The following is an 18,598-nucleotide window of genomic DNA, read 5'->3' on the forward strand; positions in this document are numbered from 1 at the left end:
GGGGCGGGGCTCTCCGCGCGGGGGGGGGGGCGCCCGCGGCCCGGCGGGGGGGCCGCCGGCGGGGCGGGGGGGGCGGGCGGATATACCACCCCCCCCCCCGCCCCACTTGGTCGGTCAGCCGTTCGGCTGGTCCTTGATGCTCACCACACGGGTCTCGAGGAAGTCCTCGACACCGGCGGTTCCACCCTCGCGGCCGAAGCCGCTGGACTTGGTGCCGCCGAACGGAAGCTCCACCTCGAGAGCGTTGTGCTGATTGATCCAGACGGACCCGGCGTCGATGCGGTCGGCGACCGCCGACGCCTTCTCGACGGTGCCCCACACGGAGGCGCCCAGGCCGAAGTCCTGGGCGTCGAGGGTGGCCAGGACGGCGTCGATGTCGGTGTAGCCGACCACGGGGAACACGGGCCCGAACTGCTCGAGCGAGACCAGGTCGGTGCTGTCGTCGACATCCCGCACCAACGTCGGTTCGAGGAAGTACCCGGGCAGGTCCGTCCCGCGGCCACCGCCCCTGACGACGGTGCCGCCGGCGGCGATCGCCTTGTCCAGCAATCCCCGTACGAAGTCCAGCTGCGCCTTGTTGTGCAGCGGACCGACCTTGGTTCCGGGCGCGAGTCCGTATCCGACGGGGAGGGCGTCCATGGCGGCGGCGAAGACCTCGCAGAACCGGTCGACCTGGTCGGCGGGCACGTACGCCCGCTTGGGTGCGATACACATCTGGCCGGAGTTGAAGAACGCGCTCCGGGCGAGAGACGTTGCCGCGTAGTCGATGTCGGCGTCGTCGAGCAGGATTGCGGGGTCGTTGCCACCCAGTTCCAGGGTCACGGGGGTGACCGTGTCGGCGGCCTGGCGCATGATCTGCTTGCCGACGCCGGTGGAGCCGGTGAAGGACACCTTGCGCACCTTGCGGTGCTCGACGAGTGCCTTGCCGACCTCGGGTCCGCCGTGGACGATGCCGATGACACCGTCCGGGAGGACCGACTGCAGGATCTCGACCACCTTGCCGACCACGAGCGAGACCGATTCGGCCGGCTTGACGATCACGGTGTTCCCCGCGGCGAGTGCAGGCGCGATCTTCGCGACCATGAGGAAGATCGGAAAGTTCCACGGCACGATCGCCGCCACCACGCCGAGCGGCCGGTGCTCGATGCGCGCGACGCGGCCGACGGCGGCGGGAGCGTCGGTGACATCGTCCCACTCGACTCGAGCGTTGTGCGCGAAGCACTTTGCGGAGATCCAGACCTCGCCGCCGGCGTCTTCGGCGGTCTTGCCCTGCTCCATGCTGAGCAGCGGCACGATCTCGGGGGTCTTGCGCATCAACTCGTACGAGCACGCGGCGAGCAGACCCTGGCGGTAGGCGCGGTCGGTGCGCCAGGTGGCGAAGGCGCGGTGGCCGCCGTCGACCATGGCGTCCAGCTCCGTCGGCGAGGTGACGGCGGTGCGGCCGACCTCTTCGAGGGTGGCGGGGTTGACGGAGATCAGTTCGGTGTTCTCGGACATGTTCACGTTCTCCTCGATTACTGCGCGGCCGCAGCGGCTTCGGCCATCGCGGCCATGGCGGGGGCGACGTACGACCGGAAGACCATGGACCCGAAACCGCCGTCGACCGGGATGTCCGCGCCGCTGATCCAGGACGAGTCGGAGGACGCGAGGAACAGCAGTGCGTCGGCGACCTCGTCGGGGCGGGCGTGACGGCCGGCCCACGTGGCGGCGCCGCCGATCATCTCCTCACCCATCGTCGCGGTGAAGTCCTTCAGTAGCGGCGTCCCGACGGTGCCGGGTGAGACGGCGTTCGAGCGCAGGCCGATGTGCTTGCCGTCGACGGCGAGGTTGCCGGAGTTGATGATCGCGGCCTCCTTGGACAGGTTGTAGCAGACCGATTCGACGTCGGGGAAGTCTGCGAGCGTGTCGAGGGCGGTGGTCCAGTCGTCAACGGCGAGAAAGGCGTTCAGTCGGGCGAAGTTCTGCTGCCACATGAACCCGGCCTGGGAGGCGGTGGTGACCACGACGGGTTCGCGGCCGAACTTGGGCATCAGGGCGCGGGTGAGGTCGCGCGGGGCGAGGGCGTTGATCGCCAGGACTTGCCGCCACGGGAGGGTCGCGGCCACGCCTGCGTTGTTGATCAGGATGTCGACCGGGCCCGCGACCTGGTCGGCGATGGCGAGGACTCCCTCGTGTGTGGACAGGTCGCCGGTGATCATCTGGGTGACGGCGGGGTCGGTGCCGGCGACCCGGTCGACGCCGATCACGGTGGCGCCGAGGGCGGCGAGTTTGGTGACGGTGGCGGCGCCGATGCCGGACGAGCATCCGGTGACGACGACGGTTTTGTCGGAGAAGTCGGGCATGGCGGGCGGCCTCCTGGTGTCTGGATGGTCTGTCGAGGTCCGAATCGGGTGGAAGCGCAACCCGACAGAAAAGTAGATCTGAGTACAAAGTTACATTGGAGTGTGAACTTTGGGATCTGTTTCGGGAGGGAGACCGCAAGGTCATGAGGTGGCCCAGCGTCATGGCTGGATCTACCTCGGCGGTGGCGCCGGTCAGGTTCGGCCGCGCGGAGGAGATGTCCTAGGCCGTGTTTCAAAAGCTGCACTTGGCGGGATGTCCCGGCGTTGGCAACGCGGGGGGTCCTCAATTGGCTGCAGGCTCTCGCCGAGCCGTTGGTGCGATTGTGTCGGACGTAAGCGTCGACTCGACCATCGCCCAGGCTCACCAGCACGCGGCCGGCGCGCGCCGTGACGGCGATGGGCAGAACGAGCCTCCCGGTGCGGTCGACACCGAACCCGCCGATAACGCGGCTGGCGGACAAGCGCGTACGGCAGCGCCGCCAACCGCGACTACCTCCGCAAGCGGGGTATCCGGGCGACGATCCCGGTCAAGTCTGACCAGGCTGCGAGCCGGAAGAAGAAAGGCTCGGTCGGTGGCCGGCCACCGGCCTTCGACACCGAGCACTACAAACAGCGTCACACAGTCGAATGCGGGATCAACCTGCCAAGCAGAACCGTGCCGTGGCAACCAGTTACGGCAAGTTCGCCGTTCGCTACACCGCCACCGTCCGCATCACCGCCATCAACCGGTGGCTCCGCACCCCGGGTTTTTGAAACACGGACTACGGCGCGCGGGGTTTGCCGGGGCACAGCTCTTCGTAGGGGACGTCGGGCGAGATCCAGTCCTTCCACTGCTGGTCGCTCGGGTTGGCGGTCAGCTTCGCGCACAGCGAATGCTCCCACCCCGCTGGCGCGGGCAGTCGCCAGATCCCGGCGCGCCCGGCGGCGGGCCCGGGGGCGGGCCCATTATCGGTCAGCGTCATCATCTGCGTAAGAACGTAGACCGCGCGACCGTTCTTGCTGAACTGGACATGGGCGGCATTGCCCATGGATTCTGTGCTCACCGGCTCGCCGACTTGGTCGCCCGATGTGGCGTCCCAGAACCGCAGTGTGTCATCGGTACTGAACACGCCGACCGAGACCAGATAGTGCCCATCGGGGCTGTAGCCGATGTCGTTGATGCCGCTGTGGCCCTCCAACCTCGGGCCGAACGCTTGACCGCTGCCGACGTCCCACTGCTGAATCTCTCCTTGGCCAGAAGCCGTCGCGAGATGGTGACCATCAGGGCTTACCGCCATGGACACAACGGACCGACTGGTCGGATCGCCGACCTGCTTTCCTGTCGGTGGCCGCGCCGCCGTGTCCCAGATCCACACCGAGCCTGATCCGCGCGAGTACAGGTGGGTATTGTCTTCGCCGAAAAGGACCTCCACGGCGCCGAATTCCTCACCGGTCAGCGGCTCGCCGATCTGTTCGCCTGTACGCCAGTCCCACATTCGCACGGTGTTGTCGTCGCTCGCGGATGCGAGCATCTTCCCGTCGGGGCTGAACTCGACGTCGTTGACGGCATCCTTGTGGCCGACAAGGGGCTTGCCGACGGGCTGGCCGTTCGTCGCATCGACGATGCGAATGACGTTGTCCTCTCCGGCGATGGCGAGCCAGCGCTGGTCGCGGCTCCACTCCAAATTGCTGATTGACCGAAGTGCGTCGTTGACGACGACACTGTCGCGCTCCCCGGTGTCGGCGTTCAGTCGGTGCAGAGTGTTGTCTCGCACAACAAAGACCTGTGCTACGTCGATGCTGGCGTCGAAGCCGAAGAAGTGGACGCCGGGGTCCACTGCGGCGGCCTTGCTGCCTGCCGCCTCTACGGCCAGCTGGTCATCAAGATTTCCATCCAACTTGTGGACGGCCTCATTGGCGACGGCCACGATGTTGTCTCCATCGCGCGTGAATGCGACATGCCCCACTTGCGATTGAAAGGTCATCGGATTGCCGATCGGCTGACTCGTACCTGCATCCCACAGTCGCACGGTCTTGTCGTCGCTGCCGGTAGCGACGCGCCGCCCGTCGGGGCTGAATGCCAGTGACCAGGTGATTCCGTAGTCACCTACGACGGGTGTTCCGATCAATGCGCCGGTGTCGGCATTCCACAGCCGTAGTGGTGTGCCGCCATTCAGCGACGACACGCCCATGGTATTTCCGCCGGCGGCGATTGTGCTGCCGTCCGGGCTGAATGCCAGGCTCGAGATGAAATCGTAGTCGCCGATGGCTTCGTCGCGGAAGCGCGACGTTTCGCGAAGTGCGGCTCCGGTTTCGGCATCCCAGAGTCGAACCATGCTGTCGTCGTGGCCCGTAGCGAGCCGACGTCCGTCCGGGCTGAACGCGAGGGCGGAGACCCAATCGTCAGGTTTGGTCTGCAGGGAGGCAATCAACTGTCCCGTCGGGGTGTCCCATAGCCGGGTGCCGTCGAGGTCCGTCGCTGCAACCCGGCGTCCGTCCACACTGACGGCGATCCGGGGCGAAGTGTCCCCGATGTGTATCGGCTGACCGACGTAGTTTCCGGTGTCGAAGTCCCACACCCGAATCGCCTTGTCGGTGCCTTGGTTGAAGCTCGCGAGGTAGCGTCCGCTGAAGCCCAGGCCAGTCCTGATCTCTTGTGGTTCGTCGCCAACCCCATGTGGATCGTCGAAGGGACGGCCGACCGGCTTCCACGTCCGCGTGTCGACCATCCGAATTCCTGCCTGGCTGGTCTCCGCGACGCGCTGGCCATCGCCGCTGAGTATGCCCGTGGCCGGGTAGAGCTCGTGAAGACGCGACCGGCCGTCGAGAGCGGTCAGTAGCCCTCCGAGGTTGGGTCGTGACGAAATATGCTGCGCAGCAATCACTTTGGCTAACCCAGACTGTTCGCTGCCTGGTTGACCGCCGGCTAGGATTGCCAGCCCTTCCGAGCCGAGCCTCTCGCCCAGCGCCTCACGGCTGCGGTCTTCGGCCCGGTCGTATGCCCTCACGGCGAGGATCGCAGCGACGAGGGCCATCACAGCGATGATCGCCGTGCCGGCCAACACCGCGTGCAGGATCCGGGAGCGTTTGCGCAGCGCGAGGGCGTTGTCTTCAGCGGCCTCTTGACGCTCCTGGGCGTCGCGGAGCTCGGCTTGCTGGCGTTGGTGCTCGGCGGCGAGCCGCGACTCGCGCGCCGCATGCTCCTCGTTTGCTCGACGGTGGTCACGATGTTCGCGGACGACGCGCGTGAGCACATCGTGGGTCAGTTCGATCCGTTGCGCGCCGTAGCGCTCCTCGAGCCGGAGCAGCCGCGAGTTAATCAGCTGGGTGAGTTCGTCGTCGGTCAGATGCGACGGCACCGCGTCCTCGCGGGGGTAGCTGTTGCGAAAGCCCTTCTCGGTGATCAGCTCGGACTCGATGAAGCCCGCGACGCGTGGCGGCAGGTCACTCACACATGACGAGTAGTAGTTCGACAGGATGTCGCGTTTGGCGACCTCGACCAGCTGCTCGTCGAACTGCGGCTGCCCACGCCGCTTCCGCTCCTCGTTCAGCTCGCGGCAGAACAAGCTGAGCAGTGCCGGTTCCACGTCCGAACCACCACGGTGATCGCGAGGACGACTGGCCTCGGCGTCTACGGTGTCGCGGCCGGTGTGCAGGTCCTCGCCTGCGACGATGGCGACCACCCGGCGCGCCAGTGGCTCCGGCATGAGGTGCGCCGCCGGTTTGCGCACCGCAGAAAGCGCGTCGCTTGTCCGCAGATTCAGCAGCCGCACCCGCGAGCGTCCCAACGCCGGAATGAGCTGACGCCATCCTTCGAGCTCGGGAAGAAAGTCTTCACGCAGGCTGATCAACAGCTTGTACTTGCGCGACCGCAGATCGAATCGTGCGGCCACGGCTTCGTCTTCTTCGATCCGCGCGGCCAGCTCTGCGGGTATGCGGTTCTCGGCCAAGTCGCCAAGATTGTCTCTGAACGCCCGGACGAGATCGGGGACCCGCTCGCCCAGGGTGAACAGCTCCTCGAACTGGTCGAGGACGATCACCGGCGTGAGCGGATAGTTCTGCGTGCTCCACAGCTCGAAGTCCTTGCGATGCAGGTACTCCCAGAGTGATTCCTGGTCCGAGGGTGGAACCGCGTCGGGCACGTCCGCCTTGATCGAATCGCGGACAGCGTGGTGGAGCTGGTCGGTCAGTGGCGCCGCATCCGGCTTCAGGTCGAAGCGAACATAGATCGGCAGGAGATGGCGCTCACGCAGTACGGGAAACAGTCCCGCTTGTAGGAGCGAGGTTTTGCCGAGGCCGGAGCGGCCGTACAAGACAGTGACCGGGGAGTCGAGCACATGGTTTCCCAGCGCGGCTATTTCATGGTCGCGCCCGAAGAAGAAGGTCTGCGCGTCCTCTTCGAATGATTCCAATCCCGGCCACGGGTTGTCTCTGTCGAGCTGCATGGTCATCGCTCCGTCGGTCAGGCCGCATCGGTGCGCCGCATGGCACGGATTTCGGAAGTCAGCATCTCGAGCAACCCCGCATCCGGGTCACCTGCTGGAGCGCGCCCAAAATGCAAGCGACCGAACTCCGGGGGAATCTGCCGGTACCGACTCGGGTCACCGTCGTAGTCCCTGTCGATGACCACCGGCACGATGAACCGCCTGCGCGGAATCGAGCGCGATCGATTCACCGCCTCCATCCATTCTCTGAAGACGTAGCCTTCTTCCTCGGCCTCCGTGTTCCCGGAGATGACCGGAACGAAGAGGCGAACGGATTTCCGAATACGGGTCAGGACTTCCTGCTCCCATGCATCGCCTGGGCTTATCCGCCGCTCGTCCAACCACACGTCTCCGCCAAGGCTGGTGATCGCGTCACAGAGCCGCCGGGCGGCGTCGGCGTCCTCACGCATGTAGCTGATGAAGATGGTCGGAGGGTCCGCAGCGGAACTGGTGGCGCCAATTCCCGCGGAGGGACCCGCGGCGTCGAGCGGTGTGCGTGACCTGGCCACGGTCTGTTGCTCCCAGCGCGCGCGCAACTCCGCCACAAACGCGGCTGGCTCCATGTCCAGCTGCTGGACCAGCGTCCTGCGGCAGTAAGTTGCGAAGAAGTTCGACAGCGCGCTCGAGGTCGAATTACCGACGAAGAAGAACTGCTGGTTGCGTTCCAGCGATAGCCGCGAGTTGCTGGACATGCGCAGCAGAAACCGCCCGAGCCAATCCGGTATCTCGCAACCGATGAACAACATCGGTTGATGCTTCAGCGGATAGGCAAGCCAGTCGGGAAGGCTCGCCGCGTCGCTGAGCAACGCGTGGAGCCACTCGAGTCGGTCTTCCTCGTGAATCGCGTACTGGGGCGTCGACGCGGTCTGACCGAACAGATTCAGAACGACGGTGTCGGTTCTCTTGGCCGGGTCCGAATTGCGTGCCTGTTCGCTCGTGCTCTGATTCGGGGAAAACGAGAGCTCCCGCGTCCCCGGGCGACCGTGGAAACGGACGTCGTTCACCGCGTTCGCGAGCAGTCGGTCGGGAGTGGTGCTCACAAACAGGGGAATATCGTCGATAGCGGCGAGATTACGGAGTGCGTCGCCGGGAACCGGATCGACCTCCGTGATGATGTCGTTGATGACGCGATACAAGCGCTCGACCTCATCCTGTCCGCGCTCTCGCAGAAAGGCGGCCACCGCTTCACCCATGGTGGTCATCCCGGGAGACTGGGTCAGGTGATAGCGCTCGGCCAAGCGCTGACCGATGAGCGAACTGAGTCGTTGCTCGGCGTCGCCGATCTTGACCAGCGTCATATCGGGTCCGACAACCGGTACCAGTATCTGCTGCCGGATGTGAGAGAGGAGGTCCTCCCAGAAATCGTCGGTCGCGTCCATGCGCTCGCTCCTGTGCGCGGCAGTCAGCGCCCATAGTCGGCTGGGTAGCTGAGTACGAGCGCCTCAACCTAACGAGACATAGACCCATGGTGAGCCCCCGACGCAGCCGCGGCGACAGTAGTCGACTACTCGACTTGTGCGGTAAATCGCCACAAAACGATTAGCTCGCGAGTGCCGGTAGCGTGGATGGTTGCCATCAGCTCCACTCGCTTCTGTCACCATCGCACCGGCATGTGGTCGACGAGCAGCGCACGCAGAAATCGCTGCGGCACGACGTCGCGAACGGCGACGGCGCCCGGATGCGGATCGACCTCGGTACCGGCACGGTCCGTCTGAACGCGGACGACGCCGGACGCTGAGCTACTCCGGCCGGTCCCGGTTCTCGAGGTCCCCGACGATGCCGAGCCCGTCGCGGCCGCGCTGCTCGCGGTAGGCCACCCGGCCCACGGTGTGCGCGATGACCGGCGCGGTCAGCAGGGTGAACAGTCCGACCAGCACCAGCATCCAGATGTCGACGTTGCCGCGCAGCCGGATCACCGCGCCGATCAGCACCAGCACCAGGCCGATCACCTGCGGCTTGGTCGCCGCGTGCATGCGGGAGAGGGTGTCCGGGAAGCGCACGATCCCGATGGCTGCTGTCATGGCGAGCAGCGCGCCCAGCAGGATGAGGACGGCGGCGACGACCTCGAGCACGGTGTTCACTGGTCGTCACGCACCCGGAACCGCGCGACGCTGACCGAGCCGACGAAACCGACCAGGGACAGCGCGACGATGGCGGGCACCAGCGTGGTGTCGAGGCTGTAGGCCGCCCACACCGCGAGTCCGCAGATGGCCACCGCGACCAGGGTGTCCATCGCGACCAGCCGGTCCAGGGTGCCCGGGCCGTCGAGCAGCCGGTATGAGGTCATCACGGCGGCCACCGAGAGCATCACCCCGGCGATCACGAGCACTGTCGTCACGGCAGATCCTTTCGGTCGGTCGCGGTCGGGTCGAAGACGGGGTTGTCGACGTGCCACGGCGAGGGCTTCCACTCGTCGACCCGCTCGAACGAGGCGATGAACAGCCGCTCCAGTTGACGCACGGTCCGGTAGAACTGGTCCACGGCCTTGTCGGTGCTCACGTCCAGCACGTGCACGTACACCATCCGCTTGACCTGGTCGACCTCGAGCACCATGGTGCCGGGGATCAGGTTGAGCACGTCGATGCACAACGTCAACACCAGATCGGACTTGATCGCCAGCCGGCAGCGCAGCACGCCGGTCAGCGGAGGAGGCCCGGGCCGCACGGCCAGCCACGCCACCTGCGCGCTCGACTGCGCGGCATACCCGATGCAGAGCCCGACCAGTTTAACGATGGACCACAGGTGAATCCGGCCCTCCACCGGCACCCGCGGCAACGGCAGCAGCACCATGATCAGGATGCCGACCGCCAGGCCGCCCACGACGTTCGCGACGCTGAGATTGCCCCACAGCAGGATCCACACCACGGTCAGCCACACCAGGATGCCGACGCGAAGTACCCGTTCCCGGTTCACCGCTCGCCACCCGTCGCCGCCGACTGCTCGGTGTACCCGGGGCCGAGGACCGCGTCGATGTAGATCGAGCGGTCCCGCAGGTCCACGGCGGCGCGGTCGGTGATCGCGATGAACTGGCCGGCGAACACCGTCAGGGCCACGCCGACCGCGACCACGCCGATGGTGGGGATCAGCATCAGGGTGGGCATCTTGCCGACGTCGGCGCGGTCGTCGAAGGCGATGTCCTCCTCGGACTCGTCGATCAGGGCGGACGGGCTGACGTCGGCCAGCTCACCCTCGGGGGCGTCGGCCCGCGAGCGCCAGAACGCCTTCGTCCACACCCGCGCCACCACGTACAGCGTCAGCAGGCTGGTGACGGTGCCGCCCGCGACCAGCACCCAGGACAGCGCGCTCGGATGCGCGACGCCCGCCTGCAGCAGGGCCACCTTCCCGATGAAGCCGGAGAACGGTGGGATGCCTGCCAGATTCAGCGCCGGCACCAGGAAGACGATCGCGAGGACCGGGCTGGCCGCGGCGAGGCCACCGAGCCTGCGCAGCGAGGACGACCCGGCCTGCCGCTCGATCAGTCCCACCACCAGGAACAGCGCGGTCTGCACGATGATGTGGTGCGCCACGTAGTAGACGGCGCCGGACAGGCCCTGCTGGGTGGACAGCGCGATGCCGAACACCATGTAGCCGATGTGGCTGACCAGGGTGAACGAGAGCAGACGCTTGATGTCGCTCTGCGCGATCGCACCGAAGATGCCGACCAGCATGGTGAGCAGGCCGCAGATCATCAGCACGTTGTCGAGCTCGCCCTGCGGGAACAGCAGGGTGTGCGCCCGGATGATCGCGTACACGCCGACCTTGGTCAGCAGGCCGGCGAACACCGCGGTCACCGGGGCGGGCGCGGTCGGGTACGAGTCGGGCAGCCAGGTCGAGAGCGGGAACACCGCGGCCTTGATGCCGAACGCGACCAGCAGCACACCGAAGATCGCGGTCCTGGTGCCGACCGGGATGCCGTCGAGCCGGGTCGCCATCTGCGCCAGGTTCAGGGTGCCGGTCGCGGCGTACGCGAGGGCGATGCCGACCAGGAAGATCAGCGACGACACCATCGACACCATCACGTACGAGACCCCGGCGCGCACCCGGTCGGCGCTGGCGCCGAGGGTCAGCAGCACGAACGACGCGGCGAGCAGCACCTCGAACCCGACGTACAGGTTGAACAGGTCGCCGGCCAGGAAGGCGTTCGAGATGCCCGCGGCCAGCGCCAGATAGGTCGGCAGGAAGATCGACACCGGCTGTCGTTCGGTGCCGTCGTGGATGCCCTGCCCGACCGCGAACCCCATCACCGCGAGCAGCACGATGCTCGAGACCACCAGCATCACCGCGGACAGTCGGTCCACCACCAGGGTGATGCCGATCGGCGAATCCCAGCCGCCGACCTGCAGCGCCGAGATGCCGTCCCGGTCGGCGAGGTAGAGCAGCAGCCCGGAGATCACCAGCAGCGCGGTCAGCGCCACCAGCGTGACCGCGCGCTGGAACCGTGGCTTGCGGCCGCCGATGAGGGTGACCGCCGCGGCGAGCATCGGCACCAGCACCGGCAGCGGGGTCAGGGTGTGGATCAGGTCGGGGGGCAGGGTCACGTGCGATCACCGCCCGGAACGCGGACCGGCCCGTCGCCCTCGGGATCGAACTCGTCGAAGTCGCCCTCGCGCAGGTCCTCGTAGCACTCGAGATCCTCGAGGTTCTTGAGCTGTTCGAGCGGGATCGGATTGCCCTTGTCGTCGAAGGCGTCGCCGCCGAAGGTGGAGTCGCCGGTGACCGGGTCGTCGGAGCGGTCGTGGTCGGGTGCCTCGGCGGGGCCGCGGCGCCGGATCACCTTGGTGTCCTCGGGGTCGTTCTCGACGGCGTCCTTGGTGTTGATCTTGTACGACCGGTAGGCCAAGGCCATCACGAACGCGGCGATGCCCATCGTGATGACGATCGCGGTCAGGATCATCGCCTGCGCCAGTGGGTCGGCCATGGTGTCGTAGACCGCGTTGGTGCGACCCACGATGGGCGCGCTGCCGGGCGGACCGCCGACGGTGAGGATCAGCAGGTTGACGCCGTTGCCGAACAGCAGCAGGCCCAGCAGCATCTTGGTGATGCTCCGCTCGAGCAGCAGGTAGACCCCGCAGGCGATGAGCACGCCGACGACGATCAGGATCCCGAAGTTCGCGCTCATCGGACGGTCACCCCCGTCCGGGGCCCGGTCTCCACCTCGGAGTCCAGACGCGCGCCGAGGCTGCGCAGCACGTCGAGGACCAGGCCGACGACGATCAGGTACACGCCGAGGTCGAAGAAGATCGCGGTCACCATCTTGATGTGGCCCAGCAGCGGCAGGGTGAGCTCCAGCGTCGCGGACGAGAGCGCGGGCGCGCCGAGGAACAGCGAGGCCAGCGCGGTGCCCGCGGAGAAGATCAGCCCGAGCCCGAGGATCTTGCCGGCGTCGATGGGGACCGCCTCGCCGAGCTCGTAGCGGCCGCCGGCCAGGTAGCGCAGCACCAGCGCCAGTCCCGCGGTGAGCCCGCCCGCGAAGCCGCCGCCGGGTGCGTTGTGGCCGGAGAAGAAGAAGTAGACCGACAGCACCATCATGGTCGGGAAGATCATCCGGGTGGTGATCTCCAGGACCAGCGACCGGTGCCGCGGGTCGATCAGGTCGCCGCCGCGCAGCCAGGTGGTCTCGCTGCCGGAGGCGGACCCCGCGACGGGCGCGTCGGCGACGCGGGGCGCGATGCCGAACCGGCGGTTGCGGAACACCAGCGACGCGACGCCCGTCGCCGCGACGAGCAGCACCGAGATCTCGCCGAGGGTGTCCCAGGCACGGATGTCGACCAGCAGCACGTTCACCACGTTCTTGCCGTTGCCGATGGTGTAGGCGGCCTCGGGGAGCTGTAGTGAGATCGGTGCGGTGTTCCTGGCGTTCATCGCGTACGCGCCGAGCACCGTGACGGTGGCGCCGACCGCGGCGCCGAGCAGGGCGCGCGGCGCCTTGAATCCGACGGACTGCCGCTCGTCGGTCTCGGCGGGCAGCTTGCGCAGCACGAGCACGAAGATCACCAGGGTCAGGGTCTCCACGAGGAACTGGGTCAGGGCCAGGTCCGGCGCGCCGTCCAGGGCGAAGATGACGCCGCAGCCGTAGCCTCCGACGCCGACCAGGATCACGCTGGCCAGGCGGTTGCGCATCACCGTCGCGGCGAGCGCGGCGGCGATCATGATCAGCCCGACCGCGAACTGGATCGGCGATTCCCACAGCCGCAGGTGGACCCCGGTGTCGGTCTTCCACGCGAGCAGGATCGTCGGCAGCAGCACCAGGGTGGCGAGGATGGACGCCTGCGTCAGCGGCAGCGAACCGCGCTGGGTGGTGCCGGTGAGCTTGATCGAGATGGTGTCCATGGCGCGCAGCGTGGCGTCGTACACGCGGTCGGCGTTGCCGAGCGGGGGATGCTCGAAGCGCAGCCGGCTGACCCAGCGATGGGTGACGAACAGCGCGCCACCGCAGGTGATCACCAGCACGGTCAGCCACAGCGGCAGGCCGAACCCGTGCCACAGCGCCAGGTGGTAGTCGGCGTGCTCGCCCGCGGGCAGCGTCCGTGCGTAGGGGCTGAGCAGACGGTCCATCACCGGGGCGGCCAGTCCGGCGGCGAGTCCGCCGACCGCGAGGAGGGCCGGCACGAACAGGAACAGCGGGCCCGCCGCGTGCATGCCCCGCACCGCCGGGCTCGGCGCCTTCAGCTGCTTGCGGCCGAAGGCACCCCAGATGAACCTGATGCTGTACGTCACGGTCAGGATCGAGCCGGCGACCACCGTCGCGAGCACCAGGGTCCGGACCGGCGGGCTCAGCGTGTCCGTGGTGGCGATCGCCTCGAGCGCGCCTTCCTTGCCGACGAACCCGAGGAACGGCGGCAGCCCGGCCATGCTCGCCGCGGCGAGGACCGCGACCGCGCACAGCACCGGTGCGCTCTTGCCGAGGTGGGCCAGCTTGCGGATGTCGCGGGTGCCGGTGGTGTGGTCGATGATGCCGACCACCATGAACAGCGCCGCCTTGAACATCGCGTGCGCGACCACCATGGTGATGCCTGCCAGCGCGGCATTGCGGTCGCCGATGCCGACCAGTGTGATCAGGAAGCCGAGCTGGCTGACGGTGCCGAACGCGAGGACTAGCTTCAGGTCGAACGCGCGCAGCGACCGCCAGCCGGCGAGGACCATCGAGGCCAGCCCGAGCGTGATCACGGTGGCCCGCCACGGACCGGAGTCGGCGAACCCGGGGGCGAGCCGGGCGACGAGGTAGATGCCTGCCTTCACCATGGCCGCGGCGTGCAGGTACGCGCTGACCGGGGTGGGCGCGGCCATCGCGCCCGGCAGCCAGAAGTGCATCGGGACGATCGCGGACTTGGACAGCGCGCCGACGAGAATCAGCACCACAGCGACCCCGGCAAGCCAGCCGCCGGGCGGGTCGGCCAGCAGGTCGGAGATCAGGTAGCTGCCGCCGACCTGGCCGAGGATGATGAAGCCGACCAGCATCGCGAGGCCGCCCGCGGTGGTCACCAGCAGCGCCTGGGTTGCGGCGCGGCGGCTCGATGCCCGCTCGGCGTAGTGCCCGACCAGCAGGAACGACAGCACCGTCGTCAGTTCCCAGAAGGTGTAGAGGATGAGCATGTTGTCGCTGGTGACCAGGCCGAACATGGCGCCCGCGAAGGCGACCATCTCGGCGGCGAAGATGCCGAGGCGGGGCTCGTCGTCGGTGAAGTACCGCGAGCAGTAGACCAGCACGAGGCTGCCGATCCCGAGGACCAGCGCCGACATGATCGCGGCGAGGGCATCGAAGCGCATGTCGATGTCCATCGACAGTCCGGGCGCCCACTGGATGTGCAGGCTCTGCTCGGTGCCCCAGTTCTTGACCACCCAGCCGAGGCTCGCCAACGGCACCAGCGACAACGGGAGAAACGCATTGCGGCCCATTGCTCGCACGACAAGCGGCGCCAGGACGGCGGCGATCGCGTGGGCGAGCAGAACAGCGAGCAACTGGCACTCCGTCGTTTGTGGTGGGCGGCGGCGGGGTGTCGATACGCCCCGGAGGTATCCGGGGGTCTGTGTCCGAGTTTAGTGGATGCCCACGGTCCGACCACAGGCGGCTGCGCCACCCGTGCGCGTTTTGCGGGTCCCTGGACGCGCAAAACGCGCACGGGCGCGGCAGCGCCTATGGTGTCAAGATGGCCGAGATCAGGACCGTCGCCCTCGCCCACATCCGGGACCGCCGCATGCTGCAGGCGCGCTCGACGGGAAAGTCCGCGTTCTACATGGCGGGCGGCAAGATCGACCCGGGCGAGACACCGGAACAGGCCCTGCACAGGGAGATTCGCGAGGAACTCGACGCGGGCATCGTCGACGGGACCCTCGATCGGTTGGGCGTGTTCGAGGCGGAGGCGTTCGGTCACCCGGCGGGGACACGGCTGCACATGACCTGCTTCCTCGCGGACCTCACCGACGAGCCGACCGCGACGAGCGAGATCGCCGAACTCCGCTACTTCACCGTCGACGAGTACGCGGCGATGCCGGAGAGCGCGCCCGGCTCGCGGCTGGTGTTCGAGCGGCTGCGGGCGCTCGGCCTGGTGGACTGACCGGTGATCTTCACCGCGGCGAACCTCGAGGGCATCAGGTCGGGCGCGGTGACGCTCGCGTTCCGGCGATGGGACCGGCCCCGGGTGCGCGCGGGCGGGGCCCAGGTCACCGCGGCGGGGGTGATCGCCTTCGACACGGTCGAGGAGATCGCGGCGTCGGAGGTCACCGACGCGGACGCCGAGGCGGCCGGCTTCCCATCGGCCGAGAAGCTGCTCGCCTTCGTCGACAAGAAGGCGCACGGGCCGATCCTGTACCGGATCGCGCTGCACCACGACGGCGCCGATCCGCGGGTCGCGCTGCGGGAGAGCGCGGAGCTGTCCGAGGCGGAACTCGAGAAACTGCGACGGCGGTTGGCCAGGATGGACGCGAACGGGCCGTGGACCGAGGCCACACTGCGCCTGATCGCCGCGCGGCCCGCGGTGGTCTCGACGGAGCTGGCGCGGGAGCTGTCGATGGAGCGGCAGCCGTTCAAGATCCGGGTGCGCCGGCTCAAGGAACTCGGGCTGACCGAGAGCCTGGAGGTGGGGTACCGGCTGAGCCCGAGGGGTCGGCGGGTGCTCGACACCGTCTTTGTCGATGGCGCCTGATGACGATTCGCCCCTAGCCCGTTCCTGCGCGGACTAGATTCCGAAGATGGACTCGCCTCGCTTGTCCCGCCGTACCGTCCTGCGCGGTGCCGCGCTCGGCCTGGGCGCCGCGGCGTTCGGCCCGCTCGCCACCCACACCGCAGCGGCCTCCGCCGCCCCGCCGGGAGGGAAGTCCGCGATCGTCGTCGGGAGCGGCTTCGGCGGCGCGGTTGCCGCGTTGCGGCTGGGCATGGCCGGCATCGAGACCACGGTCCTCGAACGAGGCAGGCGCTGGCCGATCGACCCGGCGGGCAACACCTTCGCCACCCTCGATGCGCCGGACGGCCGCTCGGCGTGGCTGCACGACCGGCCGTACATCAACCCGCTGACCCAGCTGCAGCCGATTCAGCGTTACGTCGGGGTCGTCGACGAGGTCCGGGGCAACGGCATCAACTCGGTCTACGGCGCGGGCGTCGGCGGCGGGTCGCTGGTGTTCGGCGCCTACACGCCGCAGCCGCGGCGACGCGATTTCGAGCAGGTGTTCCCGCGGCAGATCGACTACGGCGAGTTGGACCGGGTGTACTACCCGAGGGCGCGGGCGGGGCTGGGGACCTCGCCGCTGCCCGCCGACCTGCTCGCGCACCCCGCCTACAAGGGCGCACGGGCGTGGCTCGCCGATGTCGCGGACTACGGGGGCGAGCCGTCGTTCCACGATTTCTGTGTCGACTGGGACCTGGTGCGCGCCGAGCTGGCCGGGACACGCCGCCCGTCGGTCACGGTCGGGGAGGGCCCGTACGGCATCAACTCCGGGGCGAAGAACAGCGTCGACCACAACTACCTGCCGAGGGCGGAGGCGACCGGGAACGTCACGGTGCTGCCGCTGCACGAGGTCGTCGAGATCCGGGAAACGCAGGGGCGCAGCGGGTTCGAGGTCACCGTCAAGCGCATCGACGAGTACGGGAGCGTTCTCGAGCGCAAGCGTCTGGTGGCGGACTACCTGTTCATGGCGGCCGGCTCGTTCTATACCAGCGCGTTGCTGGTGACGGCCAAGGCGAGGGGCGCGCTGCCGAGGCTGAATGAGCACGTGGGCAAGGGTTTCGGCAACAACGGCGATTTCCTCATCTCGCGCACCCTGACCCGCCGCGAGTACGGCGCCAAGCAGGCGGGGCCGGGTGTCGCGGCCCTCTACGACGACGGCACCCCGGACGGCACCGTCGCGATGTCCTGGCAGGCGGCGCCGTTCCCGGAACTGGCGGGCGGCAACACCAGCACCAACCTGATCCAGCTGATCACCGCCGAACGCGGGTCGATCGACTACAACCCCGCGTCCGGGCGGGCCGAACTGAACTACCCGTGGGGGGAGGCGAACAGCGATGTCGACGCACGCGCGCGGCGCTTCGCCGGCCGCTTCCACGAGCGTGCCGACGCCGCACACGGCTTCCCCGCCAACGGGATTCCGATCTACCCGCGGCTGGCGGGCTTCGGCAGCGCGGCCACCTTCCACGGCCTGGGCGGCATGGTGATGGGTAAGGCGTGCAGCTACGAGGGGAGGGTCGCCGGCTACGACGACATGTACGTCGTCGACGGCTCGCTGATCCCCGGTTCGGTGGGGCTGGTGAACCCGTCGCTGACGATCACCGCGGTCGCGGAGCGGTGCATGGACCACTTCCTGGCCGCCAACGGGTGACGCCCCGGCGCCGAGAGCGGTCGGCCGGCACCGGGGCGTCGCCCGTCCACTGACGGTTCATCGCCACTGGTTCAGAACTGTGTGGTTCCCGCATCGACGGCGAAGGTCGTCGAGGTCACGTAACGCGACTCGTCACTGGCGAGGTAGAGAACCGCGTTCGACTGGTCGATCGGTTCGCTGATCTGGACGGGCAGCAGATTCATCACCATCGGGCCCAGCTGCGGGTGCTTCGCGATGAGGGCCGGATGAATCTCCTCCAGTCCCATCACCATTGGTGTGGCCACCCCGGTCGGGTGCAGGGAATTCACGCGGATGTTGTGCTCGGCGAGTTCGGTGGCGAAGGCGCGCATGACCCCGACGACGCCGTGCTTTGCCGCCACGTAGGGGTTGAGGAAGGGCTGCCCCTTCAGTCCCGCAGCCGAACTGGTGAGGATCATCGATCCGCCGCCGTTGTCGACGAGGTGCTGTGCGGTCGCCATCACCGTGTTCCACACGCCGGTCAGATTCGTCGCGATGGTTGCGTCCCAGATCTCGGACGTCCCGTCCTGCCACTCGTGCGTGATCATGATTCCTGCGTTGGCGCAGACGATGTCGAGGCGGCCGAGTTCGGCGACGCCTTCGTTCACGATCCGCTTCATGCTCGCCAGGTCGCGGACGTCGCCCTTGCTGGCGATGATCCGTCGCCCGTGCTTCTCGACGAGGCGGACGGTCTCGTCGAGGTCTTCCTGTGTCGCGCCGGGGTAGGGCACGAACGGAATCGGTTCGAGGAGATCCATCGCGATGATGTCCGCGCCCTCCTCCGCCAACCGCACGGCGTGACTACGCCCCTGTCCGCGCGCCGCCCCGGTGATGAACGCGACCTTGCCTTCCACACGACCCGTCATGACTGATCTGCCTCCGTCTTTCGATTGCCGGCCACCTCTGATAAAGGAGAAGCTTTCCCATACTGAAGTGTTTCAGTATGGAAATCGGGAAGTCTTCGTA

Annotated in this window: 15 protein-coding genes; 4 read left to right on the forward strand and 11 right to left on the reverse strand. The window is 67.8% G+C overall.

From position 1 onward, the window contains the following. Positions 1-114: 114 nt before the first annotated feature. The 4 genes from ACFXMV_RS14985 to ACFXMV_RS15000 all read right to left on the reverse strand — a co-directional run bounded on the left by ACFXMV_RS14985 (position 115) and on the right by ACFXMV_RS15000 (position 8,184). Positions 115-1,497: an aldehyde dehydrogenase family protein gene (locus ACFXMV_RS14985; RefSeq protein ID WP_378502340.1), complete on the reverse strand. Its 1,383-nt coding sequence runs from the start codon at positions 1,495-1,497 to the stop codon at positions 115-117. 17 nt (positions 1,498-1,514) lie between these two features. After that, on the reverse strand, positions 1,515-2,342 hold the full coding sequence (locus ACFXMV_RS14990; protein ID WP_378503614.1) for an SDR family oxidoreductase: 828 nt from the start codon (positions 2,340-2,342) through the stop codon (positions 1,515-1,517). A 761-nt stretch (positions 2,343-3,103) separates the two neighbouring features. After that, positions 3,104-6,772, reverse strand: a complete 3,669-nt coding sequence (locus ACFXMV_RS14995; protein ID WP_378503615.1) for a hypothetical protein — start codon at positions 6,770-6,772, stop codon at positions 3,104-3,106. 11 nt (positions 6,773-6,783) lie between these two features. Then, positions 6,784-8,184 carry a toll/interleukin-1 receptor domain-containing protein gene (locus ACFXMV_RS15000; RefSeq protein ID WP_378499604.1) on the reverse strand — a complete coding sequence of 467 codons (1,401 nt, stop codon included), beginning with the start codon at positions 8,182-8,184 and terminating at the stop codon, positions 6,784-6,786. A gap of 182 nt (positions 8,185-8,366) precedes the next feature. Between ACFXMV_RS15000 and ACFXMV_RS15005 the strand changes: the two genes are divergently transcribed. Further along, the gene (locus ACFXMV_RS15005; protein ID WP_378499605.1) at positions 8,367-8,543 is read left to right on the forward strand and encodes a DUF6191 domain-containing protein; all 177 of its coding nucleotides are present in this window, start codon (positions 8,367-8,369) and stop codon (positions 8,541-8,543) included. A gap of 1 nt (position 8,544) precedes the next feature. Here ACFXMV_RS15005 and mnhG read toward each other — a convergent pair whose 3' ends face one another. Genes mnhG through ACFXMV_RS15035 form a run of 6 tightly spaced genes read right to left on the reverse strand, consistent with a single transcriptional unit; the run spans position 8,545 to position 14,764 of the window. Next, positions 8,545-8,886: a monovalent cation/H(+) antiporter subunit G gene (gene mnhG, locus ACFXMV_RS15010; RefSeq protein WP_378499606.1), complete on the reverse strand. Its 342-nt coding sequence runs from the start codon at positions 8,884-8,886 to the stop codon at positions 8,545-8,547. Further along, complete coding sequence (locus ACFXMV_RS15015) at positions 8,883-9,143, reverse strand: monovalent cation/H+ antiporter complex subunit F (protein WP_378499607.1); 261 nt, start codon at positions 9,141-9,143, stop codon at positions 8,883-8,885. The genes mnhG and ACFXMV_RS15015 overlap by 4 nt, the downstream gene beginning before the upstream one ends. Beyond that, positions 9,140-9,718, reverse strand: coding sequence for a Na+/H+ antiporter subunit E (locus ACFXMV_RS15020; RefSeq protein WP_378499608.1), 579 nt, complete (start codon positions 9,716-9,718; stop codon positions 9,140-9,142). Before ACFXMV_RS15020 ends, ACFXMV_RS15015 begins: the two co-directional genes overlap by 4 nt. Continuing rightward, the gene (locus ACFXMV_RS15025; protein WP_378499611.1) at positions 9,715-11,286 is read right to left on the reverse strand and encodes a Na+/H+ antiporter subunit D; all 1,572 of its coding nucleotides are present in this window, start codon (positions 11,284-11,286) and stop codon (positions 9,715-9,717) included. Before ACFXMV_RS15025 ends, ACFXMV_RS15020 begins: the two co-directional genes overlap by 4 nt. A 53-nt stretch (positions 11,287-11,339) precedes the next feature. After that, on the reverse strand, positions 11,340-11,924 hold the full coding sequence (locus ACFXMV_RS15030) for a Na(+)/H(+) antiporter subunit C (protein ID WP_378499609.1): 585 nt from the start codon (positions 11,922-11,924) through the stop codon (positions 11,340-11,342). Continuing rightward, on the reverse strand, positions 11,921-14,764 hold the full coding sequence (locus ACFXMV_RS15035) for a Na+/H+ antiporter subunit A (protein WP_378503616.1): 2,844 nt from the start codon (positions 14,762-14,764) through the stop codon (positions 11,921-11,923). The genes ACFXMV_RS15030 and ACFXMV_RS15035 overlap by 4 nt, the downstream gene beginning before the upstream one ends. 188 nt (positions 14,765-14,952) lie before the next feature. Here ACFXMV_RS15035 and ACFXMV_RS15040 point away from each other — a divergent pair, with 188 nt between their 5' ends. Genes ACFXMV_RS15040 through ACFXMV_RS15050 form a run of 3 tightly spaced genes read left to right on the forward strand, consistent with a single transcriptional unit; the run spans position 14,953 to position 17,614 of the window. Continuing rightward, positions 14,953-15,360, forward strand: coding sequence for an NUDIX domain-containing protein (locus ACFXMV_RS15040; protein WP_378501526.1), 408 nt, complete (start codon positions 14,953-14,955; stop codon positions 15,358-15,360). Positions 15,361-15,363: 3 nt separating this feature from the next. Next, positions 15,364-15,948 (forward strand): hypothetical protein, encoded by a 585-nt coding sequence (locus ACFXMV_RS15045; protein ID WP_378501527.1) that lies wholly within the window; start codon positions 15,364-15,366, stop codon positions 15,946-15,948. 46 nt (positions 15,949-15,994) lie between these two features. Further along, complete coding sequence (locus tag ACFXMV_RS15050; protein WP_378503617.1) at positions 15,995-17,614, forward strand: GMC oxidoreductase; 1,620 nt, start codon at positions 15,995-15,997, stop codon at positions 17,612-17,614. A gap of 71 nt (positions 17,615-17,685) precedes the next feature. Here the strand turns inward: ACFXMV_RS15050 and ACFXMV_RS15055 are convergent, their stop codons facing one another. Next, a complete protein-coding gene (locus tag ACFXMV_RS15055; RefSeq protein WP_378502222.1) occupies positions 17,686-18,498 on the reverse strand; it encodes a mycofactocin-coupled SDR family oxidoreductase in 813 nt (270 codons plus the stop codon). Positions 18,499-18,598: the final 100 nt, after the last annotated feature.

This window comes from Rhodococcus sp. NPDC059179 (assembly GCF_042754885.1).
In the GTDB taxonomy this organism is placed as follows: Bacteria; Actinomycetota; Actinomycetes; order Mycobacteriales; family Mycobacteriaceae; genus Rhodococcus_G.